Origin of the sequence: Agromyces rhizosphaerae (genome assembly GCF_027925245.1) — a bacterium.
Classification (GTDB): Bacteria; Actinomycetota; Actinomycetes; order Actinomycetales; family Microbacteriaceae; genus Agromyces; species Agromyces rhizosphaerae.
In genome coordinates, this window is sequence record NZ_BSDP01000001.1 from 1,620,201 (window position 1) to 1,646,998 (window position 26,798).

Sequence of the window (26,798 nt, forward strand, 5' to 3'; positions counted from 1 at the left end):
CCGCCCCGATCGGCCGTCGGCGCGTGATTCAGTCGTCGTCGGTCACGGTGACGAGCGTGCGCTGCCATCCGGTCGACCCGTCGGGCGCGATGGCGGCGGGTTCCTCGATCTGGAGCCGGCCGGCGCGGTCGGTGGCGCGCACGGTGAGGTAGTGCGTGCCGGGCTCGGCGTCCCACTCGAGCACCCACTGCACCCAGGTGTCGGCGTTGATCGCCTCGGCGAGCCTGGCCTCCTGCCACGCGCCGTCGTCGATGCGCACCTCCACGCGCTCGATGCCGACCGTCTGCGCCCAGGCGACCCCGGCGATCGGTACGCGGCCGGCCGGCACGCTGGTGCCGAGCTTCGGGGTGTCGACCCGCGAGGAGAACTTGATCGGTGCGCGGGCGCTGTAGCCGCGCGGCGTCCAGTATGCCTCGTCGTCGGCGAACGTGGTGACGCGCAGCTCGGTGAGCCACTTCGTCGCGGAGACGTAGCCATAGAGGCCGGGGACGACCATGCGCACGGGGAAGCCATGCTCGAGCGGCAGCGGCTCGCCGTTCATGCCGACGGCGAGGATCGCGTCGAGCCCATCGTCGGTCAGCGACGAGAGCGGGGTGCTCGCGGTGAACCCGTCCACGCTGCGGGAGAGGACCATGTCGGCACTCGCGCGCGGACGCGCGAGACGGAGCACGTCGCGCACCGGCACGCCGAGCCAGACGGCGTTGCCGACGAGGTCGCCGCCGACCTCGTTCGAGACGCAGGTGAGCGTGATCGCGTACTCGTCGAGCCCCATCGCCACGAGGTCGTCGAAGCCGAGCTCCATCCGCTCCTCGACGAGGCCGTCGATCGACAGGCGCCAGGTCGACGGGTCGACCGTCGGCACGGAGAGTGCGGTGTCGACGCGGTAGAAGTCGGCGTTGGGCGTGATGACGGGGCTCAGGCCCGGGATACCGAGCTCGGCTGCCGCCGGAACGGCGACGCGCGACCGCGGCGACGGGAGTAGCAACGCTTCGCGAACCGCGCCGATCGTGCTCGTCCCTGCACGGACCACCGCGGCGCCGGCGCCGGCGAGCACCGCCCCGACCGAGGCGATCGCGGCAACCCGGAAGAAGGAGCGTCGCGCCATCGACTGCGGTGCATCCGATGCGATAGACGGGCGGTCGGATGCCGCGGCCGGCGCCGCATCCGTCGCGGGCCCCCGCCCCTCGTGCCGCGCCCAGCCGCGGAGCCGACTCGTGAGCAGCACGAGCACCCCAGCTCCCGCGACCCCGCCAGCGACCGGCGGAATCCAGGCGAGGGCGCCGGTGCCGGAACGGGTGAGCACCGCCGCCGTCGCCACCACGGTGGCCGCGGCGAACACGAGCACCCCGAGGCCGCGTCGACGGATTTCGAGGATGCCCGCCACCGCGGCCACCACGAGCGCGGCGACCGCGAGCCCGCCGAGCAGCACTGGCTTGTCGGCCTCGCCGAACGCGGAGATCGCGAACTCCTTGATCGGCCGCGGCACGACGTCGACGACGAACGAACCGACTGCCAGGAGCGGCGTCGAGGCCCGCGCGAACAGCACCGCGAGCAGCTCGCTCACCGCGAGGAACGCGGCGGCGGCGACAACGCCCGACGCTGCGGGCCAGATGATGCGCCCGCTCGGGGCATCCGTGCTCATGACGGTCTCCTCGGAGTACTCGACGGGCGACCGCCGTGCCGTGTCGGCGCGACGGTCGCCCGTGTGGTGCGGCGTACGCGACTCAGGAGGTCGGCAGCAGCACCTGGTCGATGAGGTAGACCGTCGCGTTGGCGGTCTGGACGCCGCCGCAGATGACGGTCGCGTCGTTCACCATGAGGTCGTCGCCCCCGCCGGTGACCTCGACGTCGGAGCCCTGGACCGTCGTCTGCGTGCCGACGATCTCATCGGGCGTGATCTGTCCGGCGACCACGTGGTACGTCAGGATCGACGTCAGCAGGTCGGAGTCGGTCTGCAGGGTCGCGAGCGTGTCGTCGTCGATCATGGCGAACGCGTCGTCGACCGGTGCGAAGACCGTGAACTCATCGCCGTTAAGCGTGTCGACGAGGTCGACGTCGGGGTTGAGCTGGCCGCTGACCGCCGCGACGAGCGTCGTGAGCAGCGGGTTGTTGGATGCGGCCGTCGCGACCGGGTCCTGCGCCATGCCGGCGACCGAGCCGTCGCCGTCGGGCACGGCCTCCGCGTACGCGGCGCAACCGGGGCCGACCAGGTTCGCCGCCGGGTCCATCTCCTCCATGGTGGGCTCGCTCGACTCCATCGTGTCGTCGGTGCCCTCCTCCATGGAGTCGGAGCTCGAGTCCATGGAACAGCCCGTCAGTGCGAGCAGCGAGATCGTCAGGGCGGCGAGGCCGCCGGTGATGGTGCGCGTGGTGCTGGGCATGATGTCCTCCGAGGTCTCGAGCGCGAAGCTCTGCCGTGTCCGCCGCCGGTTCGGGGCGGTTGCGCTCTGTGCGCTGGAGGGGGTTCGGTGCGGTCCTCGATCCGGATTGGCGGGTGCGCCTGTCGGCCTCAGCCGCGCGTCCCGTCCGCCTCGAGCAACGCCGCACTGCTGACGATCGCGTGCGTGTCGGCGATGCGCGCGCTGTGAGTTCGACCGCGTCAGCGGCGGTCGCACACTACGGTGAGCGGATGCCTCCTGCCGAACCGCTCACCGCACTGCATCGACGCATCCACGAGTCGGCAGCAGAGGCAGTGCGTGCGGGGCGGCCCGCGGTGGACCCCGTCCCCGTCGACGGCGACGCGCGGTGGGGGCTGAGCCTGGTCGCGCTGCCCGACGCGGACACGCGCGCCGCGCTGCAGGCGGCGGCAGCGGGCCTGGCGTCGACCACGGCCAACCCGCACGTCGCGTACGACGCCGGCGACCTGCACATGACCGTCCGCAGCCTGGAGGGCTTCGCCGACGAGGTGCCCGAGGCCGTGATCGACCGGTACTGCGAGCGGCTGACGAGCGCCCTCCGCGGGGTGGGTCCGCTCACGGTCCGGTTCGAGGGGATGTTCCTCACCTCGACGGGCGTCGTCGCCTGCGGTCACCCCGATCCCGTGCTCCCGCTGGCCCGGGAACGCCTCGCCGCCGACGCCGCCGCGCACGGCTGGAATCAGGTGCGGGGCGGCGATGCCGCACGCATCCGCGACACCGCGCACGTGTCGCTCATGGTGTTCCGCGACGCGGCAGCACGGGACGACCGACTGGTCGACCACGTCGAGGCGTCGCACGGCACCGCGCTGGGCACCATGACCGTCGATCGCCTCGCGTTGGTCACGTACACGGTGTCGGGCGACGGCGTGAAGCTGCACCGGCGAGGATGGGTGCCGTTGTGAGCGAGCCGCCCGCGCTGCCACCGTCCGACACCCGCAGCAACCGGGCCGTTGCCTTGGTGCAGCGCCACGAACCGGAGGTCGCCGCGATCTCGGATCCACCCTGCCCGCAGGTCAGGTCGACGGAGAGCCGTCCCCCCGGTCGAGCAGCGCCGCCGCGAGCGTGTCGGCGAGCCAGGTCTCGTAGTCGGAGTCGCTCCAGCCGCACTCGCGCGTGAACGCGTCGTAGTTCGCGAGGCCGCAGACGGTGAACACGATGTCGCCTGCGCGATCCGGGGTGAGGCCTGCCCGAAGCACTCCGCGCGCATCGAGCATGCGGCCGAGGCCGTTGCGCAGCCCGTCGAGGCGTTCGGCGGCGAGGCGGTCGCGGAGTTGCTGCAGGGCGTCGTCGCTCGTCGCCGCGGCGTCGAGCACCCGCAGGAGCGGGCCCACGCGCGACCAGATTCCCGGTTGCGTCGCGGCGTAGAGCGCGAGCGCGCGCACCGGGTCGGGCTCTTCGCGGATGCGGCGGATCGCCGGCCGCTCGGCGACGGCGACGTCGGCGCGCTCGACCCCACCGGCGACGGCAGAGCGCACCGCGTCGGCGAGGAGGCCCGCCTTGCCGCTCGCCGACCGGTAGACGGTCTCGACCGCGACATCGGCGGCGGCGGCGATCGCCGGGATGGTGGTGCCCGCGTACCCGCGCTCGACGAAGAGGGCCTGTGCGGCCTCGATGATGCGCACCCGCGTGCGCGCCGCCTGGGCGCGCCGGCGGGACGAATCGTACGTACGTCTTGTGTTTTCGGACATTCAGGAGAATGATACTGGCATGAAATAGGGGACGGCACCGACACGCCGGTGCCGAAGGGGGTTGTCATGAACGTCATCACATCGGACACGACCATCACTCGCCCACCCGACCAGGTGTTCGAGTACCTCGCCGACGCGAGCCGGTTGCCGGAGTGGCAACCGTCCGTGGAGGAGGCATCCGCCGAGCCGGCGGGAGTGTTCGAGGTCGGGGTCAAGGGAAGCGAGCGTCGGCGGACGCCCGGAGGGGTGCAGACCATCCACTGGGAGGTCACCGAGTGCGAGCCCGGCGCGCTCTGGGCGGTGCAGGGCACCGACGGACCCGTGCGTGCGCACACCGCGATCGCGCTCACCGCCGTCGACGGCGGCACCCGTGTCGACTACCGCATCTGGTTCGAGGGCCGCGGCATCGGCAAGGTCATCGCGAAGCTCGCGACCCGGGGGGCGCGCACCGAGGTTCCCGAGAGCCTCGCGCTGCTGAAGCAGCACCTGGAGGTCGCGGGCGGATAAGGACTGCGTCGACGAGCAACAGGTTCGGGAGGTGATCGTGGACGGCGTGGCGGGCACGTTCGGAGCCATCGCGACGGTCATGTTCGCGACGAGCCACGTGCCCATGGTGGCCAAGGCGGTGCGCACGCGCGACGTGCGCTCGTACAGCCTCCCGAACCTGCTGCTCGTCAACGCGGGGAACGCGCTCTGGACCTTCTACGTGCTCGCGTTGCCGATCGGCCCCATCTGGGCGCTGCACAGCGTGTACCTCGTGGCCGGCGCCATCATGCTGGCGCTCGCACTGCGGCAGCGCACTCGCGACGCGCGAGTGCGGCGTCAGTCGCCCACGGTCTCCGACCAGAGTGGAGACCGGGCGGCGATGATCGCGGCGGCCACGAAGGCGAGCACGACCGCCAGGAGCACCGGCCACTCGCCGACGAGGCCTGCGGCGAGGCCCGCGAGCACGGCGCCGCCGGCGGCCGCGGTGCGGTTGACCGAGCGCCTGGTGGCATTCGTGCGGCCGAGCAACTCGTCGGGGGTGAGCGCCTGCCAGAACCCCATCTCGTTGGCGTTCTCGATGCCCACGGCCAGCCCGAGCAGCGCGAGCGCGACGAAGACGAGGGCGTCGCCGGCGGCCGGCGCGCCGAGCACGATCAGCCACGCGGCCGGGTAGGCGGCGCGGGCGAGCACGACGGTGCGCCCCGACCCGAGTCGGGCACCCACGCGCGGCGCGAGCGTCGCGCCGAGGAGGCTCGTCACGCCGAAGACGGCGAGCAGTACGCCGAACCAGAACGCCGGGAACCCGAGCGAGCGCAGCGCGATGAGCGAGAGCAGCGTCATCGCGGCGCCGTTGGCGAGGAACCAGACGTGGGTCGACCACGCCATGGGGCCGAGGGTCGGATGCCGGTAGGTCCAGCGCAGACCGCCGCGGATCTCCGCCCGGAGATCGCGTGGACGCGGTTCGGATCGAGGCTCGTCGACCGGGATGCTCGCCGACAGCGCGGCCTCGACGAGGTAGCTCACCGCGTCGACCGCGATCGCCACGGGCGCGCCGAGGAGGCCGACCAGCCCGCCGCCGGCCGCGGGGCCGAGCGTCTGCGCTGCGGCATCCGTCTGGTCGAGCCGGGCGTTCGCGTGCACCAGGCGCGTGCGCGGCACGAGACGCGGCAGCAGGGACTGGGTCGCGGCGAAGCCGAACACGGCGAACGTGCCGAAGGCGAGCAGCGCGATGACGAGCATCCAGATCTCGAGCGCGCCGAGCAGCCAGAGCACCACGATCGCGCCCAGCGAGACCGCGCGGCCGACGCTCGCCCAGACGAGCAGCGGTTTGCGCCGCCAGCGGTCGGCGTAGACGCCGGCGATCAGCCCGACGATCGCGTACGGCACGAACTGGGCGGCGTTCACGATGCCGACCTCGAAGGGCGTCGCGCCGAGCACCTGAACGACGAGCACGGGCATGGCGACCGCGGTCACCGCCGTGCCGAACGAGCTGATCGCGGCAGCGCCCCAGAATCGGGCGAACGCCCCGCGCCCGGGTGGAGTCGGGCCGTCCGTCATCCGCCCTCCCCGGTCGCTGCACTCGACAGTAGTGGGCAGCCACGACGCCGAACGGGCCGGTGCACAGGACGCGCCGGACGGACGCCTCGCCGGGCTAGCCTCGAGCGATGGCCGACTACGACCCGCGACTCGTCGAGCTCTACGACGAGGACAACCCCGACGGGCCGGACCACGACTTCTACCGGGCGCTCGCCGACTCGGTAGGGGCGCGCTCGGTGCTCGACATCGGATGCGGCACGGGCATGCTCACCGTCACGCTGGCGCGCCCCGGGCGGAGCGTCGTCGGCGTCGACCCGTCGGCGCACATGCTCGAGTTCGCGCGTGCGCGCAGCGGGGCATCCGATGTCGCGTGGGTGCTCGGCGACAGCCGCGCCGCGCCCGCCGGGCCGCACGACTACGTCGTGATGACGGGCAACGTCGCCCAGCACATCGGCGACGCGGAGTGGGTGCGCACGCTCGCCGACATCCGATCGCGCATGCGGCCCGGCGGCGTGCTCGCGTTCGAGAGCCGCAACCCGGCGGTGCGTGCGTGGGAGGAGTGGGCGTCTGCGCCGACGAGCACCCGCGAGACGCGACACGGGCCGCTCACCGAGTGGATGGACGTCGCTGAGCACTCCCCCGGCGTCGTCGAACTCGTCGCGCACAACCGGTTCGAACGCAGCGGCGAAACCGTCGTCGAGCGGCTGGTGCTGCACTTCCGCGACCGCGCCGAGCTCGAGCGGCAGCTGGATGCCGCGGGGTTCGACGTCGAGGCGGTCCACGGCGACTGGTCCGGCGAGGCGCTCGCCGAGGGATCTCGCGTCATGGTGTTCGTCGCACGCGCGCGCTGACGGCACGGTGATTGCAGCCGCGCTACCGGTCAACGGTGCCGTCGGTCCGGAGGCGACGGCCGGTGTGCTTCAGCGGCAGGAGCACGAGTGATCGGTCGGCGATGCGCGAGCGGCTGAAGGCTGCGCTCAGTGCGCTCTCGAAGCGGTTGATGTCGGTGATCGAGCGCAGGCTCGCAGCGAGCACGAGGTTGGTACGCCCGGTCGACGTGAAGGCGAAGCGGACCTCCCTGACCGAGCGGATGCCGGTGCGCAGCGCGTCGATCTCACGGGCATCCGCTTCGATGAAGTACCAGGTGTGCACTGGCCAGCGCGAGTACGGGGCCGCGAGGTCGGTGCGCATCACGATGGCGCCCTCATCGCGGAGGCGTGCGATCGCATCGGTGACGGTCTGGGCGCTCACGCCGGCTTGCTCGGCGATCGCGCCGACGGGTGCGCGGCCGTCCTTCCAGAGCTCCTGCTCGACGACCGCGCGGACCGCGGGTGACACGGTGCGGGCGGCACGGGGACGCGGGCGCGGAACGGCGGGGAGGAGTGCGATCTCGGCGTCGGTCAGCACACCGAGTCGCCAGCGCGTCGCCTCGGTCAGGCCGTCGGTGAGCACGTGAACCCGGGTGCGGCGCACGCCCGGCACCGCGCCGAGGCCGGCGACGAGGTAGCGGGTGAGCTCCGCCTGGTCGGCGGCGGAGACGAACGCGACGAGGTCGCGGTCGCCCGCGGTGCGCTCGAGGGTGCGCACGGCCGGGTCCCGGATCAGGTGCTCGGCGACGAGCGCCGACTCGGAGGGCGCCGACTCGATCTCGATGAGCGCGTGGCTGCCGGTCGTCGGCGCACCGGTGACCCAGGCGAGGCCCTCGGAGTGCAGGCGATCCCAGCGGCGCGCGAGCGTGACGGCACTCGCGCCGAGCGCCGGGGCGAGGTGCTCCCAGCGCGCTCGCGGGTCGAACTGCAGGGCGTTGACGATGCGGAGATCGAGCGCGTCGAGTCTCGAATCCGACATCGGGCGCCTCCTGTCGCAGGTTTCCTTCAACTTCACCGCTCGGAAACAATCATCGCGCATGCTCGCTCCACGCACCCGCGGACCCCGGAAACACCGTGTCCCCCACCCCTGGAGCACTCGCATGCAGACGCAGACCATCGACGCCGAGCAGGTCGACCGCACGACCGATCCGAACATCGACGATCTCAAGTCGCGTGCCGGTGCCGGCATCGCCGCCGCCGAGGGCACGATCCTCGACCTGAGCCACCGCATCCACGCGCACCCGGAGGTCGCCTGGGAGGAGCACTACGCCGCCGCGAGCGTCGCCGACGTGCTCGAGGCCGCGGGCTTCCGCACCACCCGCGGGGCATACGGCGTCGAGACCGCGGTGGAGGCCATCGCGGGCTCGGGCGACCTCGTGATCGCGATCTGCTCCGAGTACGACGCCCTGCCCGGCATCGGGCACGCGTGCGGGCACAACATCATCGCGAGCTCCGGCGTCGGGGCGGCCCTCGCCCTCGCCCCCTTGGCGGACGAGCTCGGAATCACCGTCAAGCTCCTCGGCACGCCGGCCGAGGAGACCGGTGGCGGCAAGGTCGAGCTGCTGAAGGCCGGCGCGTTCGAGGGGGTCGGGGCGATGCTCATCATGCATCCGTCATCGGGCCCCGACCTGGGCTCCGCCGGCATCTCCACCACCGCCATCGGGCGGTTCGAGGTCGTGTTCACCGGAGTCGAGGGCCACGCCGGCGGCGGCCCGCAGCACTCCCGCAACGCACTCTCGGCGGCGACCGTCATGCTCACCGCGGTCGGGATGCTCCGACAGCACCTGCCCACCGGCGCCACCGTCAACGCGATCGTCACCGAGGGTGGCACCGTCAGCAACGTGGTCCCCGCCCGCGCAGTCGTGCAGGTGGAAGCGCGCGCCTATGACCTCGCCGAGTGGCGCGACCTCGTGCAGCGAGTGCTGAAGTGCGCCGAGGGCGCCGCGATCGCGACCGGATGCGGCTGGGCGCACGAGCTCGTCGGCAACCCGTACGCGCCGTACAACCCCGACACCGACCTGTGCGCCCGCTCCGACGCGAACCTCGCCCGCACCGGTCGCCAGCCGATGCAGGTGAAGTTCCCCGGCGGCGGGTCGAGCGACCTCGGCAACGTGTCGCAGGTCATCCCCACGACGAACGTGCTGGTGAGCGTGCTCGACACGCCCGGCATGGCGCATCACCCGGAGTGGACCGAGCACACTGCCGGGGCGCAGGCCGACCGCACCACCCTCGACGCCGCGAAGGTGCTCGCGTGGACGGCGATCGACGCCGCTGCGGACCCGGAGCTGCGCGCGCGGCTCGTCGCCGAGGCCGAGCAGCGCGAGCCGGGTGCCACCCGCGCCGCCACCCTCGACCCCACCGCGGAGTAGGGCGCCCACTGTCGGCCGGCCCGCCCGGTCCCCCTCCGGGGCGGGTCGGCCGCCGGCGTACCTGCGCGGCTATCGTCGAGTGGTGAGCACGTCGTACCCCGGCACCATCGCGGCCGCCGTGGAGCGCGAACTGGTCGTGCGGAAGTCGCGCTTCATCGCGCGCGTCGAGCCCGTGGCATCCGTCGCCGAAGCCGACGCCGTCATCGCGGCGGTGCGCAAGCGATACTGGGACGCCGGCCACAACTGCACCGCGATGGTCACCGGGCTGCGCGCCGACCAGGCGCGCTCGTCGGACGACGGCGAGCCGTCGGGCACGGCCGGCGTCCCGATGCTCGAGGTGCTGCGCCGCCGAGGACTCACCGACCTCGTCGCCGTCGTGACGCGCTACTTCGGCGGCGTGAAGCTCGGGGCCGGCGGCTTGGTGCGCGCGTACTCGACGGCCGTGTCCGGCGCGCTCGACGAGGCCCGACTGGTGCGGCGCCTGGCGCTGACGCAGGTGCGCGTCGCGGTGCCGCACGCAGATGCCGGCCGTTTCGACCACCTGCTGCGCGACCTGGCGCAGCGCACCGGCGCGAGGCTCGGCGAGACGACGTACTCGGCGGAGGCCACGCTCGAGCTCTGGGTGCCGGCCGAGTCGCTGGCGCGCGTGCGCGACGAGGTCGCCTCCGCATCCGGCGGTGCGATCGAGGCGGTCATCGGCCGGGAGCGTGTCGTCGACGTGACCGACTGAGCGCGCACCCGCCTCCGCTCAGCTCGCGATCGGCGCGACCACCAGCTCGTCCCACTCGAACAGGGTGAGGTGCCAGAGGCCCGGCTGCCTGCGCGACGGATCGATCAGCCCGTGGGCACCGAGCTCGACCAGGCGATCGCGCACGCCCCAGGACGACGGGGTGCCGCCCGCGGCGACGATCTCCTGCCACGGTGCCGCCGCGTCGGCCGGGTCGATGCCGAGGTCGGCGAGCAGGGTGCGGTCGCGCAGATCGATGATGTGCGTCGCCGTCACCCGGAACGCGAGCACTTCGAGTTCCGCAGACCGGGCCGAACGGTGCGCGATCATCGCGGCGGCGACCCCCTCGGGCGAGGAGCTGAGGTAGAGCGTGCGAACCCCGGGTGGTGAGAACCGACCCGCAGCGCGCGAGCCGTCGAGCGCGGCAGCGCGGTGGCGGGGGTCGACGGCGCGGTAGCAGGTGCCGGTCACCGTGCTGAACGGGAACTCGCTCCGGGCGACGAGCGGCAACGAGGCATCCGTCATCGACATGAACCGGACGATAGCAGCAGGCTCTCCCCAGCCCGCGACGAGCGTGGACGGCTCGTGGAAGAATCTCGACGTCGAGACATCTCGGGAGGGTGGAATGCGACTGCATCACGTGCAGGTGTCGATGCCGCGGGGCGAGGAGGAGGTCGCGCGGCGGTTCTACGCGGACGCGCTCGGACTCGTCGAGGTCGACAAGCCCGCGGAGCTCGCAGGGCGGGGCGGATGCTGGTTCCGGGCGTTCGACGGGGAGACCGTCGTCGCCGAGATCCACCTCGGCGTCGACGACCCGTTCATCGCGGCGAAGAAGGCGCACCCGGCGCTCGTGCTGGACTCTGTGGGTGAGCTCGAGGCGCTCGGCGAGCGGGTGGCGCGCATGGGGTTCGAGGTCTCGTGGTCCGAACGCACGACCTTCGGCGGGTACGAGCGCTTCCACGCGAGGGACGGCTTCGGCAACCGCGTCGAGGTGCTGACGCCGCTGGCTTCAGCGTAAGGTGTATCCTTGGTGTATGACGCGCACAAATATCGACATCGATGATGAGCTCATCGCCGAAGCGATGAATCGGTTCGATCTGTCGACGAAGCGAGAAGCCGTCGACTTCGCGCTGCGCCGACTGGTCGGGGTGCAGCTCACCCCGGAGGCGCTGCTGGGGTTGCGTGGGAGCGGCTGGGGCGGGGACGTCGACGAGATCCGCGACGACAACGACCCCTGGCGCGAGCAGTGATCCTCGTCGACACGTCGGCTTGGATCGAGTTCCTTCGCGATACCGACGACCCTGTCGTCGCGGAGCTCGCCGAAGCGATCGGGTCCGGTACCGAGGTGGCGATCACCGAGCCGATCGTCATGGAGTTGCTCGCCGGCGCGACCTCGCCGCAATTGGAACGGAGCATCGGGGCGCTCGTGAACGGCCTGCCGGTCGTGCCGGTGGACGGTCCGCTCGACTACCGTGCGGCGGCGCAGCTCTCCGTCGCCTCGCGCCGGAACGGCCATCCGATTCGAAGCCTCGTCGACTGCCTCATCGCGGCGGTTGCGCTCCGTCGAGGGTTGACTGTGCTGCACCGGGACCGCGACTTCGAGTTCCTTGCCCAGATCAGCCCATTGCGCACGCGAACTGCGTGAATGAGCATTCACTTATCGCCGATCCGGTGTTAGCGTCGAACGTGCCACGACGCCACCGGAGGGCGACCTGATGACGATCGAAGACACGAACGCGCCGACACGGCGCGCCGAGCGCGAGTGGCTCGACGCACTCCCCACGCCGACGCTGCAGAAGGCGGCGACGCCGTTCATCGCCGTCGGCAGCGCGGCGAACATCATCATGCAGCTGTCGTGGCCGGCGGTCGGGTACGGCGTGAAGGACAGCAAGGTCGAGTCCGCCCTCTTCCGCGACCCCGAGCGGCGGCGGCGCACGACCGTCGGGTTGCTCGCGGTCGCGGTGTTCGGCAACGCCGAGGAGCGCGCCGCGTTCCGCCGCGCGACGAACCGCTCGCACGCCCAGGTGCGCTCCCCCGAGGGCGCCGAGCCCGCCTACAACGCCTTCGACCCCGAACTGCAGCGCTGGGTCGCCGCGTGCCTCTACATCGGATTCGAGGACGCCTACGAGGCCGTGTGGGGCGGGCTCGACGACGCCACCCGCGCCGCGATGTACGCCGAGAGCGTGGTGCTCGGCGGCATGCTGCAGATGCCCGCCGAGATGTGGCCCGACGACCGAGCGGCCTTCCAGAATTACTGGGAGGACGGCCTCGAGCGCGCGCACATCGACGACTCGGTGCGCGCCTACCTCACCAGCGTGATGCGCCTGGAGTACCTGCCGAAGCCGCCGCGGCGCGCGATCGTGCGGTTGCGCGAGCTGATCACGGCCGGAAGCCTCCCCCCGCAGCTCCGCGAGCAGATGCACCTGCCCTGGACCGAGAAGCACGCCCGGAAGTTCCGCCGCTTCTCGCGCACGGTCGCCTGGGTGATCCGACGGATGCCCGAGCGGCGACGCGCCGCCCTGTTCACCAACGTGCTCGACGACGTGAGGCTCCGCATGGCCGAAGGGCGCCCGCTCTTCGAGTGACCCGTCAACGCCGCCCGACGCCGGCGGAGCGGCATCCGCTCACTCGAGATTTCTCGCAACTGATGCGTCAACCCTGTCCATCTGGTCGACTGGTGTTCGTCATGTGGGTGAGGGGTCGCAACAGGCGAGCCCACGAGGGGAAGGACACTCCCATGCAGTACATGCTCCTGCTCACCAGCGCTCCCGACGCCGGCCCGCAGCCCGGCAGCCCCGAGGAGGCGGCCGAGATGGGCGAGTGGTTCGCCTATGACGACATGCTCAAGGAGGCCGGCGTCTACGTCGGCGGCGAGGCGCTGCAGCCGGTCGACACCGCGACCACCGTGCGCGTGCGCGACGGCGGCACGGTCGTGACCGACGGCCCGTTCGCCGAGACGAAGGAGTACCTGGGCGGGTACTACGTGATCGACGTCGACGACCTCGACGCCGCCATCTCGTACGCCGAGAAGGTGCCGAACATCGGGTACGGGTCGGTCGAGATCCGCGCGATCTTCGACGTGACGGCGTTCGCCGGCTAACGGTGCCCGCCGACGTCGCCGAGGTGTTCGGCACGCAGTGGCCGCGCCTGGTCGCGACCCTGCGTGCCGACCTCGGCGACCTCGACCTCGCGGAGGACGCGGCGCAGCACGCGTTCGCCATGGCCACCGAGCGCTGGCCGGTCGACGGCACGCCCGACTCCCCCGGCGCGTGGCTCGTGACGGTCGCCCGCCGCTGGGCGATCGACCAGGCGCGCCGCGACCTGCGCTGGGCCCGCAGGGTCGACGACGTGCGCGCGGCGCTCGAGCTGCCGCAACGCGAGCGCGGCGCGATCACCGACGACCTGCTCGCGATGATCTTCGGATGCTGCCATCGGGCGCTCGACGAGCCCGCGCGCGTCGCGCTGACCCTGCGCTACGTGGTCGGCCTGCCGACGGCCGACATCGCGAGGTCGTTCCTCGTGGCCGAGGCGACCATGGCGAAGCGCCTGGTGCGCGCGAAGAAGAAGATCGCGGCCGCGAAGATCCCGTTCGAGGTGCCCGAGCGCGAGCACCTCGCCGATTCGCTGCACGACGTGCTGAAGGTCGTCTACGTCGTGTTCACGCAGGGGCACGCCTCGCCGACCGGCGAGCTGATCCGCGGCGACCTGTGCGACGAGGCCCGCTGGCTCGCCGGCACGCTCTGCGACCTCATGCCCGACGAACCCGAGACCTGGGGGCTCGCCGCCCTGCTCGCGTTCACCGACGCGCGCCGGCCCGCACGGCTCGACGCCGACGGCGAGATCGTGCTGCTCAGCGACCAGGACCGGTCGCTGTGGAGCGCCGACGCCCTCGACGAGGGGCGGCGTCTGTTCCAGCGCGCGCTGCGGTCGCGCCGGGTCGGACCGTACGCCCTCCAGGCGGCCATCGCCGCCGCGCACGCGGAAGCGCCCACCTTCGAGGACACCGACTGGGCGACCATCCGCAGGTTGTATGCCGTGCTCGGCACGCTCGAGCCGTCACCGGTCGTGACGCTCAACGAGGCGGTCGCCGCATTCCTCGCCGAGGGCGGCGATGCGGGGCTCGAGATGCTCGAGCCCGTGGCATCCGACCTCGAGCAGTACCACTACTTCCACCTGGCCCGCGCCGACATGCTCGCGCAGACTGGGCGAGCGGATGCCGCGCGCGAGGCGTTCGACCGCGCACTCGAGACCTGCGACAGCGAGGCCGAACGACGCGCGATCCGGCGCGTCGCCGCCGAGCGGCTCGCGGGCCCGAGCGCCTAAGGGGTTGCCGCGTCCCACCAGTCGAGCACGCGCGTGCCGATGAGCGTGAGCCACTTCGAGGGCTCGCCCTCGGGCACGTCGATGTCGAACCACGTGCGACCCGCCAGGCGCTTGGCCTGCAGCCACGTGCCGTCGGGCTGCCGGGCGGCGCGCACCGAGTCGATGGCATCCGACATGCGCGGGTCGGGTGCCCGCCCCTGCAGCTCGGCGGCATCGCGGAAGTAGTCGAGCGCGGCCAGCGCGCTGTACCGCCACCGGTTCGGGTACAGGAACTCGGTGACGAACGGCGCGACCTGCTCGCCCGTGGACTCGCGGAACATCAGCCGCCGGGTCAGCAGGTACTCCTCGCCGCCGTGCCGCGCCTCGCGCGTCGACGCGTCGCCGGTGATGCGCTCGTACGCGAGCATGCCGCGCAGGGCATTCAACGTGGAGTGGAACGACGAGCGCACCGAGTCGCCCTCCTCCGCCTGGCAGTTCCAGCCGCCGTCGGCGAGGCGGTGGTCGACGAACCAGCGAGCGAGCGCAGACATGTCGACGCCCAGCCAGGCGCCGTTCGCGAGCGTGAAGGAGTTGATGCACACGTCGACCTCGCCGCCCCAGTACGGCAGGTCCTCGTACTCCCACCGGCTGTTCGCCGCGAGCCGCTCGGCGGTGCCGTCGAGCAGCGACGCGTCGACGCCGAACTCGCGCAGGTCCTTCAGCGACCAGGTGGTCGCGACCCACGGCTGCCCCGGCTCGTCGGCCTCCGGGCTGCCGAAGAAGCCGGCGGGGAAGTACGCGCCGCCGGCCCACTGACCATCGAGGTCCTGGTGGCCCAGCAGCTCTGCCCCGAACCCCTCGGTCGCCACCCTCGCCCGCGTCGCCTCCCACACCTCGGGGGGCGCGCCCGCGAGATCGCGCTCGACCCGCCAGCGTAGGGCGGGGTCGGAGTCGAGGAGCCAGTCGAGCAGGGCCGCATCCGTCGCCATGCGCGCACACTACTCCCGCCCGGCGACGCCCGACCCGTACACACGAAGCCCACACGAGAGTGTGCGCGAGCTGTGCGGTGACCGCCACGTCGATGAAACATCCCGCGCCTACGCTGGCCCCTTCTCGAACGAACAGAAGGAGGGCCCCGTGCTCGATTGGGAACCTTGGCTCGGCTTCGGGCTGTCCATCGTCGTCGCGCTGATCATCGCGCTCGCGGCCATCGTCGTCGTGGCGGTGGTGGCCCGTGGAATCGCCGCGCGCAATCCGGCCGCGGGGGCGCTCATCAGGGGCATCCGCCACCCGTTCCGCGTACTCGTCGTCATCGTCGCGCTCTGGATCGCGACGGTCGTCGTGCGCATCCCCGAGGTCGACTGGCGGCAGGGGCTCTGGCACCTCATGCTCATCGCCACGATCGCGGCGGGCGCGTGGTTCGTGAACGCGCTGCTGTCGTTCGCGTTCGAGCGCGTGATCGGCCGCTACGACATCGACGTGGCCGACAACCGGCTCGCCCGCCGGGTGCGCACGCAGCTCACGATCGTGCGGCGCCTGCTCTACGTGCTCGTCTGGGTGATCGCGGTCGCGTCGATCCTGCTCACCTTCGACGGCGTCCGCGCCGTGGGCGCGAGCCTGCTCGCATCCGCCGGCCTCGCCTCGATCGTCGCCGGCCTCGCCGCCCAGTCGACGCTCGCGAACATCTTCGCCGGCGTGCAGCTCGCCTTCACCGATGCGATCCGCGTCGACGACGTGGTCATCGTCGAGGGCGAGTGGGGCAAGATCGAGGAGATCACGCTGACCTATGTGGTCGTGCACATCTGGGACGACCGCCGGCTGGTGCTGCCGTCGACGTACTTCACGACCACCCCGTTCGAGAACTGGACGAGGCGGTCGAGCGAGCTGCTCGGCGCCATCGAGTTCGACCTCGACTGGAGGGTCTCCCCCGGCGAGATGCGGCGGCACCTCGACGACGTGCTCGGTCGCACCGAACTCTGGGACGGCCGCGCGTCGGTGCTGCAGGTGACGGATGCCGTGAACGGCTACGTGCGCATCCGCATCCTGGTCACCGCGGTCGACGCCCCGACGCTCTACGACCTGCGGTGCTTCGTGCGCGAGGAGATGGTCGAGTGGTTCCTCGCCCGCGATGTGGCCGCGCTGCCGGTCACGCGCGTGCAGATGGTGGAGGAACCGATGCGCGCCGACCGCGAGCACCGCGCGAACGAGACCGGGCATCTCTTCTCGGGCTCGCCCGAGGCGGAGGAGCGGGCGCACCAGATGACCGGCGCGGTGACGCTGCCGAGCGCCGAGCAGTCAGGGCACGGCACGGATGCCCCGGAAGGCGCCGTCTACGTCGACGGGGAGCGCGTCGAGCGCTGACCTGGCCGCGTCAGGCCCGGTCGAGCAGCTCCTCGAGCACCCGCGCCACGCCCTCCTCGCGGCACGGCGGCGCCACCCGGTCGGCTGCAGCGAGCACGCTCTCGTGCGCGTCGGCGACGGCGACGGCAGTGCCCGCCCAGCCGAGCATCGCCAGGTCGTTGGGCATGTCGCCGAACGCGGTGACGTCGGCCGCGGGCACGCCGAGTCGCTCGCAGAGCGTGGCGAGGGCGCTCGCCTTGGTGACCCCGGCGGCGCTGATCTCGACGAGGCCCGAGACCGACCAGGTCACGGTCGCGCGCTCGCCGACGGCATCCGACACCCGCTCCTGCAGTTCGACGGGCTCCACCTCCGGATGCCGCACGAGCAGCTTCACCGCCGTGCGATCCCACACCTCGGGCAGGGGGCCGCGCGGCACCGGGCCGGACGTGTAGGTCTGCACGTAGTCGGGGTCGAGCCGCACGCCGTCGTCGCATTCGACCGCGAACCACGAGCCGGGAACGGCGGCGGCGATGTCGTCGACGAGCGCGAGGCCCGGGGCCGGCTCGATGCCCGACAGCGACACGATGCGACGCTCGGCAACGTCGAACGTGACCGCACCGTTCGACACGACCGCGAGCCCGTGCGCGCCGACGTGCGGCCAGAATCCGTCCATGCGGCGCAGCGGCCGCCCGGTCACGAACACCACCGGGATGCCGGCCTCGTCGAACCGACGCAGCACGCCCGCCGTGTAGTCGGGAACGACGTCGCCGGCGTCCGGCACCAGGGTGCCGTCGAGGTCGGTCGCTACGAGCATCCCCGTATCTTAGGCACTGTCGGTGATCACCTCATCCGCGACGTCGGCGCCGCGTTCCGCACCGCGGTGGCGGGCCCGCTCGAGATGGGCTGCACCGGCGGCTCCGGTCCCAGGCGAAGTGCACGCGGGCGGAGTGTGGACCTCGCGAGCGAGGGACCACGCGGCCACGCTAGCGTGGGCGCGATACGCTGCCCCGTCGAGTCCGGGCCGTGTCGATGCCCCGCGCCGCAGGTTGACGACAGGAGCCCACATGACGATCGCCTTCGAATCGACGAGACGCATCGCCGTCTCACCGTCCGAGGTGTGGGCGATGCTCACCGACTGGTCGCGCGCGCACGAGTGGATGCCGGGCATCGACGAACTCGTGCCCGACCGGCCGACCGAGGTCGGGACCGTGCTGTCGTTCACCGCGCAGGAGCGGGAGCGCTCCTCGACCATCACGACGCTGCAGGAGAACCGACGCCTCGTGCTGCACAGCGAGGCGTCGGTCGTGATCGCCGACTACGAGTACACGCTCGTGCCCATCGGCGACGTGGCGACCGAGATCACGCTCGTCGCGCGCGTCGAGGTGCGCGGTGCCATGCGGCCGTTCGCGAAGCGCATCCGCACGTCGATCGCGGAGGCCGACCGGGTGCAGCTCGACCGCCTCGCCACGCTGATCACCGACTGACCCCCGTCAGGTTCGAGACCCGTCAGAAAGCTGCGCTCTCGCGCCCGAGAGCGCAGTCTTTCGACGGGTCTCGGCCGGGTGCACCGCTCAGCGGGGCTTCACCGGCAGCGGCGCGCCGGCGCGCTTGAGGTTCGCCAGCATTGCGAGGAGCAGGAACACCGCGAGGGCGACGAAGGCGAACTCCCCGTTGCTGTCCTCGAGCGACTGCCCCACGATCGGGATCACGATGACGGGCAGCACCAGCGAGACGAGGGTGAGCAGGGCGAGCGGCTCGCTCGGGGCATCCGGGAACAGATCCTCCGCCTCCGAGAGCGCTGCGGCATAGGGGATGCCGACACCCGAGCCGAGGAGCACGACGCCGCCGAACGCGACGGCGGTCGTCGGGTCGAAGGCGATCGCGCCGAGTCCGACGGCGGCCAGCAGCAGTGCGCCCGTGAGCCAGGCGTGCCGGACGCCGCGTTGCAGCAGTGCGCCGCCGACGACGCGCAGGGTGGCGGAGAGCCCGAACAGCAGGAACGAGATGGCGCCGGCGATCGCGGCGCGCACGTCGCCGTCGGTGGTCAGGTACTCGATGAGCCACGACCCGAGGATCAGCGGCACCCCGAACAGCGCGGTGAACAGCAGCGCGAGCCGATAGACCCGGAGGTGGCGCACCGCCGTGCCCAGGAAGCCCTTCACGCGCGGGGGTCGTGCCACGCGCGTGCCGTGCCGGCCCGGAACGGTCAGTGCGCCCGCGACCGCGAGCAGCGCGGCGACGACGAAGCCCACGCGCCAGTCGATGCCGAGGTCGTTCAGCCCGCTGCCCAGCAGCAGCGCGCCCGCGATGCCGAGCTGGATCGCCCCGCCGAACACCCCGAGGATGCGCGCGCCGCCGACCTGGCGCGCCCAGACCGCGCCGAGCGTGTTGACCACTGCGAAACCGAGGCCGGGCAGCACGCGACCGACGGCGAGTCCGGCGAAGATCGGCGTGACCGCGAAGACGAGGTTGCCCGCGGCGATGGCCCAGCAGCCGATCTGGATGCCGCGGGTGACGCCGACGCGCTCCCCGATGCGCGCGGCGAACAGCAGGCCGACGATCATCGACCCGAGGAACAGGGTGCCCGAGAGCACGCCGACCGCGGCGAGCGAGACGTCGAAGTCCTTCGCCAGCACGGATGCCACGGGGCCGACGTTGCCCGCATTCCACGCTCCGCAGAATCCGACCAGCGCGACCGCGATGACGAGGCGCGCGGAGCGGGGCCGTCCTTCGGTCGAGGTCATCGCTCCCCCCAGAGCTCGAGCCAGCCGACGCGCACAGCCTACCGAGGGTCGGATGCGGGGGCTACCGTTGGCCCATGCACAGCGCCGACAGCCACGACCTCATCCGCGTGCAGGGTGCGCGCGAGCACAACCTGAAGGACGTGAGCGTCGAGCTGCCGAAGCGCCGGCTCACGGTGTTCACGGGCGTCTCGGGCTCGGGCAAGAGCTCGCTGGTGTTCGGCACCATCGCGGCCGAGTCGCAGCGCATGATCAACGAGACCTACAGTGCGTTCGTGCAGGGGTTCATGCCGACGCTCGCCCGCCCCGACGTCGACGTGCTCGAGGGGCTGACCACCGCGATCATCGTCGACCAGGAGCGCATGGGCGCGAACGCGCGCTCGACGGTCGGCACCGCGACCGACGCGAACGCGATGCTGCGCATCCTCTTCAGCCGGCTCGGTCAGCCGCACGTCGGCTCGCCGCAGGCGTTCTCGTTCAACGTGGCCTCCGTCTCGGGCGCCGGCGCCGTCACCTTCGAGAAGGGCGGGCAGACGACCAAGGAGCGCCGCAGCTTCTCCGTCACGGGCGGCATGTGCCCGCGCTGCGAGGGCATGGGGCAGGTTAACGACATCGACCTCGCGCAGCTGTACGACGACGCGAAATCGCTCGCCGAGGGCGCCCTCACGATCCCCGGGTACAAGGCCGACGGGTGGAACGTGCGCCTCTACTCCGAGTCGGGGTTCCTCGACCCCGACAAGCCGATCCGCGACTACACCAAGCGGGAGCTGAACGACTTCCTGTACAAGGAACCCACGAAGGTGAAGTTCAGCAACATCAACATGACCTACGAGGGGCTCATCCCCCGCGTGCAGAAGTCGTTCCTGTCGAAGGACCGCGAGGCGATGCAGCCGCACATCCGCGCCTTCGTCGACCGGGCCGTGACGTTCACGACGTGCCCCGACTGCGGCGGCACCAGGCTCAGCGAGGCGGCGCGCTCGTCGAAGATCGACGGCGTCAGCATCGCCGACGCGTGCGCCATGCAGATCAGCGACCTCGCCGCATGGGTGCGCGGGCTCGACGAGCCGTCGGTCGGCCCGCTGCTCGCGTCGCTCCGCGAGATCCTCGACTCGTTCGTCGAGATCGGGCTCGGATACCTCAGCCTCGACCGGCCGACCGGCACGCTGTCGGGCGGCGAATCGCAGCGCACCAAGATGATCCGCCATCTCGGCTCGTCGCTCACCGACATCACGTACGTCTTCGACGAGCCGACGATCGGGCTGCACCCGCACGACATCCAGCGCATGAACGAGCTGCTGATCCGTCTGCGCGACAAGGGCAACACCGTGCTCGTCGTCGAGCACAAGCCCGAGGCGATCGCGATCGCCGACCACGTCGTCGACCTCGGCCCGGGGGCCGGTGCGGCGGGCGGCGAGGTCGTCTACGAGGGCACGATCGACGGGCTCCGCGCGAGCGGCACGCGCACCGGCCGACACCTCGACGACCGGGCATCCGTCAAGCAGTCGGTGCGCGAGGCCACGGGTGCGCTCGAGGTGCGCGGCGCCGACGAGCACAACCTGCGCGCGGTCGACGTGGACATCCCGCTCGGGGTGCTCGTGGTGCTCACGGGCGTCGCGGGCTCCGGCAAGAGCTCCCTCGTGCACGGCTCGGTCGCCGGCCGCGACGGCGTCGTGACGATCGACCAGACCGCGATCCGCGGGTCACGCCGCAGCAACCCGGCGACCTACACCGGGCTGCTCGAGCCGATCCGCAAGGCGTTCGCGAAGGCCAACGGGGTGAAGCCGGCGCTGTTCAGCGCGAATTCCGAGGGCGCATGCCCCACCTGCAAGGGTGCCGGCGTCATCTACACCGACCTCGGCGTGATGGCCGGCGTCGAGACCGTGTGCGAGGAGTGCGAGGGCCGTCGCTTCCAGGCCGCGGTGCTCGAGTACCGGCTGGGCGGCCGCGACATCAGCGAGGTGCTCGAGATGCCGGTCGAGGAGGCGCTCGCCTTCTTCGCCGAGGGCGAGGCGCGCATCCCCGTGGCCCACCGGATCCTCGAGCGGCTCGCCGACGTCGGGCTCGGCTACCTCAGCCTCGGCCAGCCACTCACCACGCTCTCGGGCGGCGAGCGGCAGCGCCTGAAGCTCGCCACGCAGATGGGCGAGCCCGGCGACGTCTACGTGCTCGACGAGCCGACGACGGGGCTGCACCTCGCCGACGTCGAGCAGTTGCTGGGGCTGCTCGACCGCCTCGTCGACGGCGGCAAGTCGGTCATCGTGATCGAGCACCACCAGGCCGTCATGGCGCACGCCGACTGGATCATCGACCTCGGTCCGGGCGCCGGGCACGACGGCGGCACGGTCGTCTTCGAGGGCACCCCGGCCGACCTGGTCGCCGCCCGATCGACGGTGACCGGCGAGCACCTCGCCGCGTACGTGGGGGCCTGAGCGAAGCGGATGCGACGCGGCATCCGCTCGCCTCCCGACCCGCGAACGGGGCGATCGGGTCGCGAACCGTTGACCCGCGATGCTCGGGTTGCCATGCTGGCGAGCGTCGCCGGGTACCCGGAGCCGGGCGGAGGGAGTCGATCGCCATGGCCCTGTCGAACCGCGCGAGGCGCGCCCGCGACGCCTCCGAGCCGATGATGACCTTCTTCACCCGGGTGGCGAACGCTGCCGGGCCCGACGCGGTCGACCTCACCTTCGGCAACCCCCACGAGATGGCGCTGCCGGGCCTCGTCGACGCGATCCGCGAGCAGGTCGAGCCCCGCACGGTCGACTGGTTCGCCTACCAGAACAGCCGGCCCGAGGCGCAGGAGGCGATCGCCGACGGGCTGCGCGCGGAGCTCGGGCTCGACTTCGAGCCCGCCGACATCGCGATGACCCAGGGTGCGTTCGGCGCGATCGAGCTGGCGTTCGCGGCGCTGGCGGATGCGGGCGACGAGGTGGTCATCCCGCTGCCGGGCTGGTTCTGCTACGCGCCCATGCTGCGCGCCACCGATCTCGTGCCCGTCGAGGCGCCGCTCGATCCCGAGACGTTCGACCTCGACATCGAGGCGATCGCGCGGGCGATCACGCCGCGCACGCGCATCGTCGTCGTGAACTCCCCTGCCAACCCGACGGGCCGCGTGTACCCGAAGGCGACGTGGGACGCGCTCGCCGAGGTGCTCGACACGGCGTCGGCCGCGCACGGGCGCCGCATCTGGCTGCTGTCGGACGAGCCCTACCGCCGCATCCGCTTCGACGGCATCGGCTTCGCGAGCCCCGCGGGTTCGTACCCCTGGACCCTCATCGACTACAGCTACGGCAAGGTGCTGCTCGCACCCGGCCAGCGGCTCGGGTACCTCGCCGTCGCACCGCTCGTGCCGGCCGTCGAGCGGGCCGAGCTGCGCGAGTCGCTCGGATCGCTCCAGCTCGCGATCGGCTGGGGGTGGCCCGATTCGATCATGCAGCGCGCGGTGCCGGCGCTCGAGCAGGTGTCGATCGACATGACCGAACTCACCCGGCGCCGCGACCGCGTGTACGGCGCCCTCACCGACGCCGGGTACACGATCACCCGGCCCGAGGGCACGTTCTATCTCTGGGGGCGCGCGCCCGGCGGCGACGGCGACGCGTTCTTCGACGCGCTCGTCGAGCGAGGGGTGTACGTCTTCCCCGGGTCGCAGTTCGACCAGCCGCACCACTTCCGCATCACGCTCACCGCGACGATGGACATGCTCGAGCGGGCGATCCCGCACTTCGTCGAGCTCGCGCAGCCCGAGGGCTAGGCGCGTCCCGTCACGGATGCGCCGCCCGGGCGGTTCCTCGGGTCAGTCCGGCAGGCGGAACTTGGACGCCGCGACGATCATCGCGATGCCCGCGCCGATCGCCGAGACCAGCGGCACCGCGGCGATCGCCATCGCGATCGCGTTGGGCCGGAACTGCAGGCCGTCGGGGCCGCCGATGTACGCGCCGAGCGGCACCGAGTATCCGCCGCCTCCCCCGCCGCTGCCTTCTCCCGTGCCGGCGGGGGACGTGCCGCCCTCGGGCATGGAGCCGGACCCCTCGCCGCCGCCGAACCCGAAGGCGACCAGCGCGACGGGGATGATCTCCTGCCCGTCGACGGTCGTCTTCTCGCCGTATGCCACCTTGGCGCCCCACGCAGGCACCGATTCCGCCAGGTTCTCGATGAGCTTCGCCATGGGGCGAACGCTACGCCCGTTCGCGGCCGACGGCTAGGGCTGTCACACAGGGTTCACCCGGTCGTTCCTCCACACCACCGGCGTCGCATGGCGGCCGGCGCATGCGGCGGGCCCTAGCCTGAGTGCGGGCGGCACCGGCGCATCCCCTTTCGAGCGCGCCTCGATCACACGCCCGGGAGGAGTGGCGAGGTGCGACGAATGGCGAGTCCGAGGTTCGGGGGGTCGACATGGTGACCGTGGGCGTGAGGCGAGAGCAGCTGCCCGGCGAGCGCCGCGTCGCGGCGACACCCGAGACCGTGCGGCGACTCGTCGGACTCGGACTCGAGGTCCTCATCGAGGCCGGCGCCGGCGCCCAGGCGGGCTACCCCGACGCGGCGTACGCCGAGGCCGGTGCGCGGGTGGAGCAGACGGCGGATGCCGCGGACATCGACGTGCTCGCGCACGTGCGTCCGCTCGATCCGGCCTCCGCTGCGGCGCTGCGACCCGGCACGGTGACCATCGGGTTCGCCTCACCCGCCGCGGAGACGGCCACGGTCACCGCCCTCCGCGACGCCGGGGTCACCGCCTTCGCGCTCGAGCTCATCCCCCGCATCTCGCGCGCGCAGTCGATGGACGCGCTGACCAGCCAGGCGCTCGTCGCCGGCTACCGGTCGGTGCTCGAGGCCGCGATGCGCCTGCCCCGCTTCTTCCCGCTCTACATGACGGCCGCCGGCACCGTGCCGCCGGCCCGCGTGCTCGTGCTCGGTGCGGGCGTCGCGGGCCTCCAGGCGATCGGCACCGCGAAGCGCCTCGGCGCGCGGGTCTCGGCCAACGACATCCGGCCGTCGTCGGCCGACGAGGTCGCGTCGATGGGCGGCACGTTCATCGCCCTCGACGTCGAGGGCGCTGCCGCCGGCGGCTACGCGCGCGAACTCGGCGAGGACCGCGCCGAGCTGCAGCGGCGCCTCCTCGCCCCGCACGTGGCCGACGCCGACGTGCTCATCACCACGGCCGCCGTGCCCGGTCGCCCCGCGCCGCGGCTCGTGACCGCGCCGATGGTGGCGGCGATGAAGGCCGGGTCGGTCGTGATCGACCTCGCCGCCGAGTCGGGCGGCAACGTCGAGGGCACCGTGCCCGGCGTCGACACGGCCGTGCCGACCGCAGCGGGCGACGGCACGATCACGGTGGTCGGGCTGACGGATGCCCCCTCGGCGATGCCGTACGACGCCTCGCGCCTCTACGCGGCGAACGTCGCCAACCTGCTCGCGCTGCTGGTCGACGAGGGGAACCTCGCGCCGGACTTCGACGATGAGGTCGTCGCGGGGTCGTGCCTCACCCACGCGGGCGAGGTGCGGCACGCGCCGACCGCCGAGGCGCTGGCCGCGGCGGGGATGGCACCGCCCGAGGCGTCCGACCGCCCCGAACCCACCGAACCCACCGAACCGACCGAACCCGAGGGAGGCCGCTGATGGACGGCGTCGCACTGCTCACCATCACCGTGCTCGCGGTGTTCGTCGGCTTCGAGGTGGTCTCGAAGGTCACGAGCACGCTGCACACGCCGCTCATGTCGGGCGCGAACGCGATCCACGGCATCATCCTGATCGGCGCGATCATCGTCGCCGGCCAGGCGGAGGACACCGTGACCCTGGTGGTCGCGCTCGTCGCGGTGGTGCTCGCCACAGCCAACCTCGTCGGCGGGTTCGTCGTGACCGACCGGATGCTCGAGATGTTCCGCGGCCGCAGGAAGGCGCCCGCCGGTGTCGGCGAGGAGGGCGAGCGATGATCCTCCTCGACCCCACCTGGACCGCGGTGCTCTACCTCATCGCCGCCGTCTGCTTCATCCTCGCCCTGAAGGGGCTCAGCTCCCCGAAGACCGCCCGGCGAGGCAACCTCATCGGTGCGGCGGGTGCGCTGCTCGCGGTCGTGACCGTGTTCCTGTCGTCGAAGCTCGAGAACATCCCGTGGATCCTCGCGGCGATCGCCGTCGGCTCCGCGATCGCGGCACCGGTCGCGCGCCGCGTGCAGATGACGCAGATGCCGCAGCTCGTCGCCATGTTCAACGGCGTCGGCGGCGGCGCGGCCGCACTCGTCGCCCTGCTCGAGCTGCCGCACGCGGGCGATGCGTGGGTGCGTCTCGCGATCGCGTTCACGCTCTTCATCGGCGCGGTGTCGTTCGCCGGGTCGATGGTGACGTTCGCGAAGCTGCAGGAGCTCATGACGACTCGGCCGATCGTGTTCCCCGGCCTCGCGGTGCTGACGGTGCTCGTGGCGACGCTGGCGCTCGCCGCGGGTGCCGTGGTGGTCGTGGCGGGGCCGGCCTGGGCGGCGATCGCGCTCGCCGTGATCGGCCTGGCCTCGGGCATCCTGCTGGTCCTGCCCGTCGGCGGCGCCGACGTGCCGATCGTCATCTCGCTGCTGAACGCCTTCACCGGCCTCGCGGTCGCCGCGTCCGGCCTCGTGCTCGGCAACGTGCTGCTCGTCGTCGCGGGCACCCTCGTCGGCGCGTCGGGCACGATCCTCACCCGGGCGATGGCCGCGGCGATGGGGCGGAGCGTGCAGGGCATCCTGTTCGGCGCGTTCCGCGGCGGGTCGACGGCGGGGTCCACCGTGGCATCCGATCGACCCGTGCGCTCGTCGAGCGCCGCCGACATCGCGGTGCTGCTCGGCTACGCGCAGAAGGTCGTGCTCGTGCCCGGGTACGGGCTCGCGGTCGCGCAGGGCCAGCACACGATCGCCGAGCTGCAGGCAGCGCTCGAGGAGCGCGGCATCGAGGTCAGCTACGCCATCCACCCCGTCGCTGGGCGCATGCCCGGACACATGAACGTGCTGCTCGCCGAGGCGGACGTGCCGTACGAGTCGCTCGTCGAGATGGATCGCGCCAACCCGGGGTTCCGCACGACCGACGTGGCGCTCGTCGTGGGCGCGAACGACGTCGTGAACCCCGCGGCGAAGACCACGCCGGGCTCGCCGATCCACGGCATGCCCATCCTCGAGGTGGGCGATGCGAGGCAGGTCGTCTTCCTGAAGCGCTCGATGCGCCCCGGCTTCGCGGGCATCGAGAACGAGCTGCTCTTCGACCCGAAGACCACGCTGCTGTTCGGGGACGCGAAGGCGTCGCTCACCGAGCTGCTGGCCGCGGTGAAGGGGCTCTGAGTCGAGCGGATGCCTCGGGCGGCATGCGT

Annotated in this window: 28 protein-coding genes; 18 read left to right on the forward strand and 10 right to left on the reverse strand. The window is 72.2% G+C overall.

All coding sequences use genetic code 11. From position 1 onward, the window contains the following. Positions 1–28 precede the first annotated feature (28 nt). Positions 29–1,642 (reverse strand): molybdopterin-dependent oxidoreductase, encoded by a 1,614-nt coding sequence (locus tag QMG39_RS07585; RefSeq protein ID WP_281883663.1) that lies wholly within the window; start codon positions 1,640–1,642, stop codon positions 29–31. Between the two features lie 82 nt (positions 1,643–1,724). Then, on the reverse strand, positions 1,725–2,381 hold the full coding sequence (locus QMG39_RS07590) for a fasciclin domain-containing protein (RefSeq protein ID WP_281883665.1): 657 nt from the start codon (positions 2,379–2,381) through the stop codon (positions 1,725–1,727). 248 nt (positions 2,382–2,629) lie between these two features. Here QMG39_RS07590 and QMG39_RS07595 point away from each other — a divergent pair, with 248 nt between their 5' ends. Next, entirely contained in the window at positions 2,630–3,319 is a 690-nt protein-coding gene (locus QMG39_RS07595) for a 2'-5' RNA ligase family protein (RefSeq protein ID WP_281883667.1), read from the forward strand. A 111-nt stretch (positions 3,320–3,430) separates the two neighbouring features. Here QMG39_RS07595 and QMG39_RS07600 read toward each other — a convergent pair whose 3' ends face one another. Further along, positions 3,431–4,039 (reverse strand): TetR/AcrR family transcriptional regulator, encoded by a 609-nt coding sequence (locus tag QMG39_RS07600; protein ID WP_281883669.1) that lies wholly within the window; start codon positions 4,037–4,039, stop codon positions 3,431–3,433. Between the two features lie 132 nt (positions 4,040–4,171). On the opposite strand from QMG39_RS07600, the gene QMG39_RS07605 reads away from it, so the two are divergent. After that, complete coding sequence (locus tag QMG39_RS07605; protein WP_281883672.1) at positions 4,172–4,612, forward strand: SRPBCC family protein; 441 nt, start codon at positions 4,172–4,174, stop codon at positions 4,610–4,612. Between the two features lie 315 nt (positions 4,613–4,927). Here QMG39_RS07605 and QMG39_RS07610 read toward each other — a convergent pair whose 3' ends face one another. Next, entirely contained in the window at positions 4,928–6,148 is a 1,221-nt protein-coding gene (locus QMG39_RS07610) for an MFS transporter (protein ID WP_281883674.1), read from the reverse strand. Between the two features lie 107 nt (positions 6,149–6,255). On the opposite strand from QMG39_RS07610, the gene QMG39_RS07615 reads away from it, so the two are divergent. Beyond that, a complete protein-coding gene (locus QMG39_RS07615) occupies positions 6,256–6,978 on the forward strand; it encodes a class I SAM-dependent methyltransferase (protein ID WP_281883676.1) in 723 nt (240 codons plus the stop codon). A gap of 22 nt (positions 6,979–7,000) precedes the next feature. Here the strand turns inward: QMG39_RS07615 and QMG39_RS07620 are convergent, their stop codons facing one another. Continuing rightward, positions 7,001–7,975: an Lrp/AsnC family transcriptional regulator gene (locus QMG39_RS07620; RefSeq protein ID WP_281883678.1), complete on the reverse strand. Its 975-nt coding sequence runs from the start codon at positions 7,973–7,975 to the stop codon at positions 7,001–7,003. Positions 7,976–8,096: 121 nt separating this feature from the next. Here QMG39_RS07620 and QMG39_RS07625 point away from each other — a divergent pair, with 121 nt between their 5' ends. Both QMG39_RS07625 and QMG39_RS07630 read left to right on the forward strand, forming a co-directional pair. Continuing rightward, positions 8,097–9,365: a M20 family metallopeptidase gene (locus QMG39_RS07625; protein ID WP_281883680.1), complete on the forward strand. Its 1,269-nt coding sequence runs from the start codon at positions 8,097–8,099 to the stop codon at positions 9,363–9,365. Positions 9,366–9,447: 82 nt separating this feature from the next. Further along, a complete protein-coding gene (locus tag QMG39_RS07630) occupies positions 9,448–10,095 on the forward strand; it encodes an IMPACT family protein (protein ID WP_281883681.1) in 648 nt (215 codons plus the stop codon). Positions 10,096–10,113: 18 nt separating this feature from the next. Here QMG39_RS07630 and QMG39_RS07635 read toward each other — a convergent pair whose 3' ends face one another. Further along, the gene (locus QMG39_RS07635; RefSeq protein WP_281883683.1) at positions 10,114–10,623 is read right to left on the reverse strand and encodes an RES family NAD+ phosphorylase; all 510 of its coding nucleotides are present in this window, start codon (positions 10,621–10,623) and stop codon (positions 10,114–10,116) included. A gap of 94 nt (positions 10,624–10,717) precedes the next feature. Here QMG39_RS07635 and QMG39_RS07640 point away from each other — a divergent pair, with 94 nt between their 5' ends. From QMG39_RS07640 to QMG39_RS07665, 6 genes are all read left to right on the forward strand, one after another. Further along, entirely contained in the window at positions 10,718–11,110 is a 393-nt protein-coding gene (locus QMG39_RS07640) for a VOC family protein (protein ID WP_281883685.1), read from the forward strand. 16 nt (positions 11,111–11,126) lie between these two features. After that, positions 11,127–11,342 carry a type II toxin-antitoxin system VapB family antitoxin gene (locus tag QMG39_RS07645; protein WP_281883687.1) on the forward strand — a complete coding sequence of 72 codons (216 nt, stop codon included), beginning with the start codon at positions 11,127–11,129 and terminating at the stop codon, positions 11,340–11,342. Beyond that, the gene (gene vapC, locus QMG39_RS07650) at positions 11,339–11,737 is read left to right on the forward strand and encodes a type II toxin-antitoxin system VapC family toxin (protein WP_281883689.1); all 399 of its coding nucleotides are present in this window, start codon (positions 11,339–11,341) and stop codon (positions 11,735–11,737) included. Before QMG39_RS07645 ends, vapC begins: the two co-directional genes overlap by 4 nt. Before the next feature lie 70 nt (positions 11,738–11,807). After that, positions 11,808–12,677 (forward strand): oxygenase MpaB family protein, encoded by an 870-nt coding sequence (locus tag QMG39_RS07655; protein ID WP_281883692.1) that lies wholly within the window; start codon positions 11,808–11,810, stop codon positions 12,675–12,677. Between the two features lie 152 nt (positions 12,678–12,829). Continuing rightward, positions 12,830–13,192: a YciI family protein gene (locus QMG39_RS07660; RefSeq protein ID WP_281883694.1), complete on the forward strand. Its 363-nt coding sequence runs from the start codon at positions 12,830–12,832 to the stop codon at positions 13,190–13,192. 2 nt (positions 13,193–13,194) lie between these two features. Then, complete coding sequence (locus tag QMG39_RS07665) at positions 13,195–14,415, forward strand: RNA polymerase sigma factor (protein WP_281883696.1); 1,221 nt, start codon at positions 13,195–13,197, stop codon at positions 14,413–14,415. Here the strand turns inward: QMG39_RS07665 and QMG39_RS07670 are convergent. Further along, complete coding sequence (locus QMG39_RS07670; protein ID WP_281883698.1) at positions 14,412–15,383, reverse strand: squalene cyclase; 972 nt, start codon at positions 15,381–15,383, stop codon at positions 14,412–14,414. The genes QMG39_RS07665 and QMG39_RS07670 overlap by 4 nt on opposite strands. Positions 15,384–15,531: 148 nt before the next feature. Between QMG39_RS07670 and QMG39_RS07675 the strand changes: the two genes are divergently transcribed. Next, positions 15,532–16,755: a mechanosensitive ion channel family protein gene (locus QMG39_RS07675; RefSeq protein WP_281883700.1), complete on the forward strand. Its 1,224-nt coding sequence runs from the start codon at positions 15,532–15,534 to the stop codon at positions 16,753–16,755. Positions 16,756–16,765: 10 nt separating this feature from the next. Here the strand turns inward: QMG39_RS07675 and QMG39_RS07680 are convergent, their stop codons facing one another. Continuing rightward, the gene (locus QMG39_RS07680) at positions 16,766–17,548 is read right to left on the reverse strand and encodes an HAD family hydrolase (protein ID WP_281883702.1); all 783 of its coding nucleotides are present in this window, start codon (positions 17,546–17,548) and stop codon (positions 16,766–16,768) included. Between the two features lie 250 nt (positions 17,549–17,798). On the opposite strand from QMG39_RS07680, the gene QMG39_RS07685 reads away from it, so the two are divergent. Next, a complete protein-coding gene (locus tag QMG39_RS07685) occupies positions 17,799–18,218 on the forward strand; it encodes an SRPBCC family protein (protein WP_281883704.1) in 420 nt (139 codons plus the stop codon). Between the two features lie 87 nt (positions 18,219–18,305). Here the strand turns inward: QMG39_RS07685 and QMG39_RS07690 are convergent, their stop codons facing one another. Then, a complete protein-coding gene (locus tag QMG39_RS07690; RefSeq protein ID WP_281883706.1) occupies positions 18,306–19,478 on the reverse strand; it encodes an MFS transporter in 1,173 nt (390 codons plus the stop codon). A 74-nt stretch (positions 19,479–19,552) separates the two neighbouring features. Between QMG39_RS07690 and QMG39_RS07695 the strand changes: the two genes are divergently transcribed. Together QMG39_RS07695 and QMG39_RS07700 are read left to right on the forward strand one after the other, a co-directional pair. Beyond that, a complete protein-coding gene (locus QMG39_RS07695; protein WP_281883709.1) occupies positions 19,553–21,904 on the forward strand; it encodes an ATP-binding cassette domain-containing protein in 2,352 nt (783 codons plus the stop codon). 146 nt (positions 21,905–22,050) lie between these two features. Next, positions 22,051–23,223, forward strand: coding sequence for an aminotransferase class I/II-fold pyridoxal phosphate-dependent enzyme (locus QMG39_RS07700; protein ID WP_281883711.1), 1,173 nt, complete (start codon positions 22,051–22,053; stop codon positions 23,221–23,223). A gap of 42 nt (positions 23,224–23,265) precedes the next feature. On the opposite strand, the gene QMG39_RS07705 is transcribed toward QMG39_RS07700, so the two are convergent. Further along, on the reverse strand, positions 23,266–23,637 hold the full coding sequence (locus QMG39_RS07705; RefSeq protein WP_281883714.1) for a hypothetical protein: 372 nt from the start codon (positions 23,635–23,637) through the stop codon (positions 23,266–23,268). 227 nt (positions 23,638–23,864) lie between these two features. On the opposite strand from QMG39_RS07705, the gene QMG39_RS07710 reads away from it, so the two are divergent. From QMG39_RS07710 to QMG39_RS07720, 3 genes are read left to right on the forward strand one after another with little or no spacing between them, the layout of a single operon-like run. Then, on the forward strand, positions 23,865–25,085 hold the full coding sequence (locus QMG39_RS07710) for a Re/Si-specific NAD(P)(+) transhydrogenase subunit alpha (protein ID WP_373878315.1): 1,221 nt from the start codon (positions 23,865–23,867) through the stop codon (positions 25,083–25,085). Next, on the forward strand, positions 25,085–25,399 hold the full coding sequence (locus QMG39_RS07715) for an NAD(P) transhydrogenase subunit alpha part 2 (RefSeq protein ID WP_281883716.1): 315 nt from the start codon (positions 25,085–25,087) through the stop codon (positions 25,397–25,399). Before QMG39_RS07710 ends, QMG39_RS07715 begins: the two co-directional genes overlap by 1 nt. Further along, positions 25,396–26,769: an NAD(P)(+) transhydrogenase (Re/Si-specific) subunit beta gene (locus tag QMG39_RS07720; protein WP_281883718.1), complete on the forward strand. Its 1,374-nt coding sequence runs from the start codon at positions 25,396–25,398 to the stop codon at positions 26,767–26,769. Before QMG39_RS07715 ends, QMG39_RS07720 begins: the two co-directional genes overlap by 4 nt. Positions 26,770–26,798 lie beyond the last annotated feature (29 nt).

Excerpts from the sequence above, each read along its gene's own strand:
- QMG39_RS07585 (WP_281883663.1), bottom strand. The coding sequence starts at position 1,642 with ATGAGCACGGATGCCCCGAGCGGGCGCATCATCTGGCCCGCAGCGTCG.
- QMG39_RS07680 (WP_281883702.1), bottom strand. The coding sequence starts at position 17,548 with ATGCTCGTAGCGACCGACCTCGACGGCACCCTGGTGCCGGACGCCGGC.
- QMG39_RS07715 (WP_281883716.1), top strand. The coding sequence starts at position 25,085 with ATGGACGGCGTCGCACTGCTCACCATCACCGTGCTCGCGGTGTTCGTC.
- QMG39_RS07640 (WP_281883685.1), top strand. The coding sequence starts at position 10,718 with ATGCGACTGCATCACGTGCAGGTGTCGATGCCGCGGGGCGAGGAGGAG.
- QMG39_RS07685 (WP_281883704.1), top strand. The coding sequence starts at position 17,799 with ATGACGATCGCCTTCGAATCGACGAGACGCATCGCCGTCTCACCGTCC.
- QMG39_RS07700 (WP_281883711.1), top strand. The coding sequence starts at position 22,051 with ATGGCCCTGTCGAACCGCGCGAGGCGCGCCCGCGACGCCTCCGAGCCG.
- QMG39_RS07670 (WP_281883698.1), bottom strand. The coding sequence starts at position 15,383 with ATGGCGACGGATGCGGCCCTGCTCGACTGGCTCCTCGACTCCGACCCC.
- QMG39_RS07690 (WP_281883706.1), bottom strand. The coding sequence starts at position 19,478 with ATGACCTCGACCGAAGGACGGCCCCGCTCCGCGCGCCTCGTCATCGCG.
- QMG39_RS07595 (WP_281883667.1), top strand. The coding sequence starts at position 2,630 with ATGCCTCCTGCCGAACCGCTCACCGCACTGCATCGACGCATCCACGAG.
- QMG39_RS07695 (WP_281883709.1), top strand. The coding sequence starts at position 19,553 with ATGCACAGCGCCGACAGCCACGACCTCATCCGCGTGCAGGGTGCGCGC.
- QMG39_RS07635 (WP_281883683.1), bottom strand. The coding sequence starts at position 10,623 with ATGTCGATGACGGATGCCTCGTTGCCGCTCGTCGCCCGGAGCGAGTTC.
- QMG39_RS07615 (WP_281883676.1), top strand. The coding sequence starts at position 6,256 with ATGGCCGACTACGACCCGCGACTCGTCGAGCTCTACGACGAGGACAAC.
- QMG39_RS07620 (WP_281883678.1), bottom strand. The coding sequence starts at position 7,975 with ATGTCGGATTCGAGACTCGACGCGCTCGATCTCCGCATCGTCAACGCC.
- QMG39_RS07655 (WP_281883692.1), top strand. The coding sequence starts at position 11,808 with ATGACGATCGAAGACACGAACGCGCCGACACGGCGCGCCGAGCGCGAG.
- QMG39_RS07660 (WP_281883694.1), top strand. The coding sequence starts at position 12,830 with ATGCAGTACATGCTCCTGCTCACCAGCGCTCCCGACGCCGGCCCGCAG.
- QMG39_RS07710 (WP_373878315.1), top strand. The coding sequence starts at position 23,865 with ATGGTGACCGTGGGCGTGAGGCGAGAGCAGCTGCCCGGCGAGCGCCGC.
- QMG39_RS07625 (WP_281883680.1), top strand. The coding sequence starts at position 8,097 with ATGCAGACGCAGACCATCGACGCCGAGCAGGTCGACCGCACGACCGAT.
- QMG39_RS07590 (WP_281883665.1), bottom strand. The coding sequence starts at position 2,381 with ATGCCCAGCACCACGCGCACCATCACCGGCGGCCTCGCCGCCCTGACG.
- QMG39_RS07605 (WP_281883672.1), top strand. The coding sequence starts at position 4,172 with ATGAACGTCATCACATCGGACACGACCATCACTCGCCCACCCGACCAG.
- QMG39_RS07645 (WP_281883687.1), top strand. The coding sequence starts at position 11,127 with ATGACGCGCACAAATATCGACATCGATGATGAGCTCATCGCCGAAGCG.
- QMG39_RS07705 (WP_281883714.1), bottom strand. The coding sequence starts at position 23,637 with ATGGCGAAGCTCATCGAGAACCTGGCGGAATCGGTGCCTGCGTGGGGC.
- QMG39_RS07720 (WP_281883718.1), top strand. The coding sequence starts at position 25,396 with ATGATCCTCCTCGACCCCACCTGGACCGCGGTGCTCTACCTCATCGCC.
- QMG39_RS07610 (WP_281883674.1), bottom strand. The coding sequence starts at position 6,148 with ATGACGGACGGCCCGACTCCACCCGGGCGCGGGGCGTTCGCCCGATTC.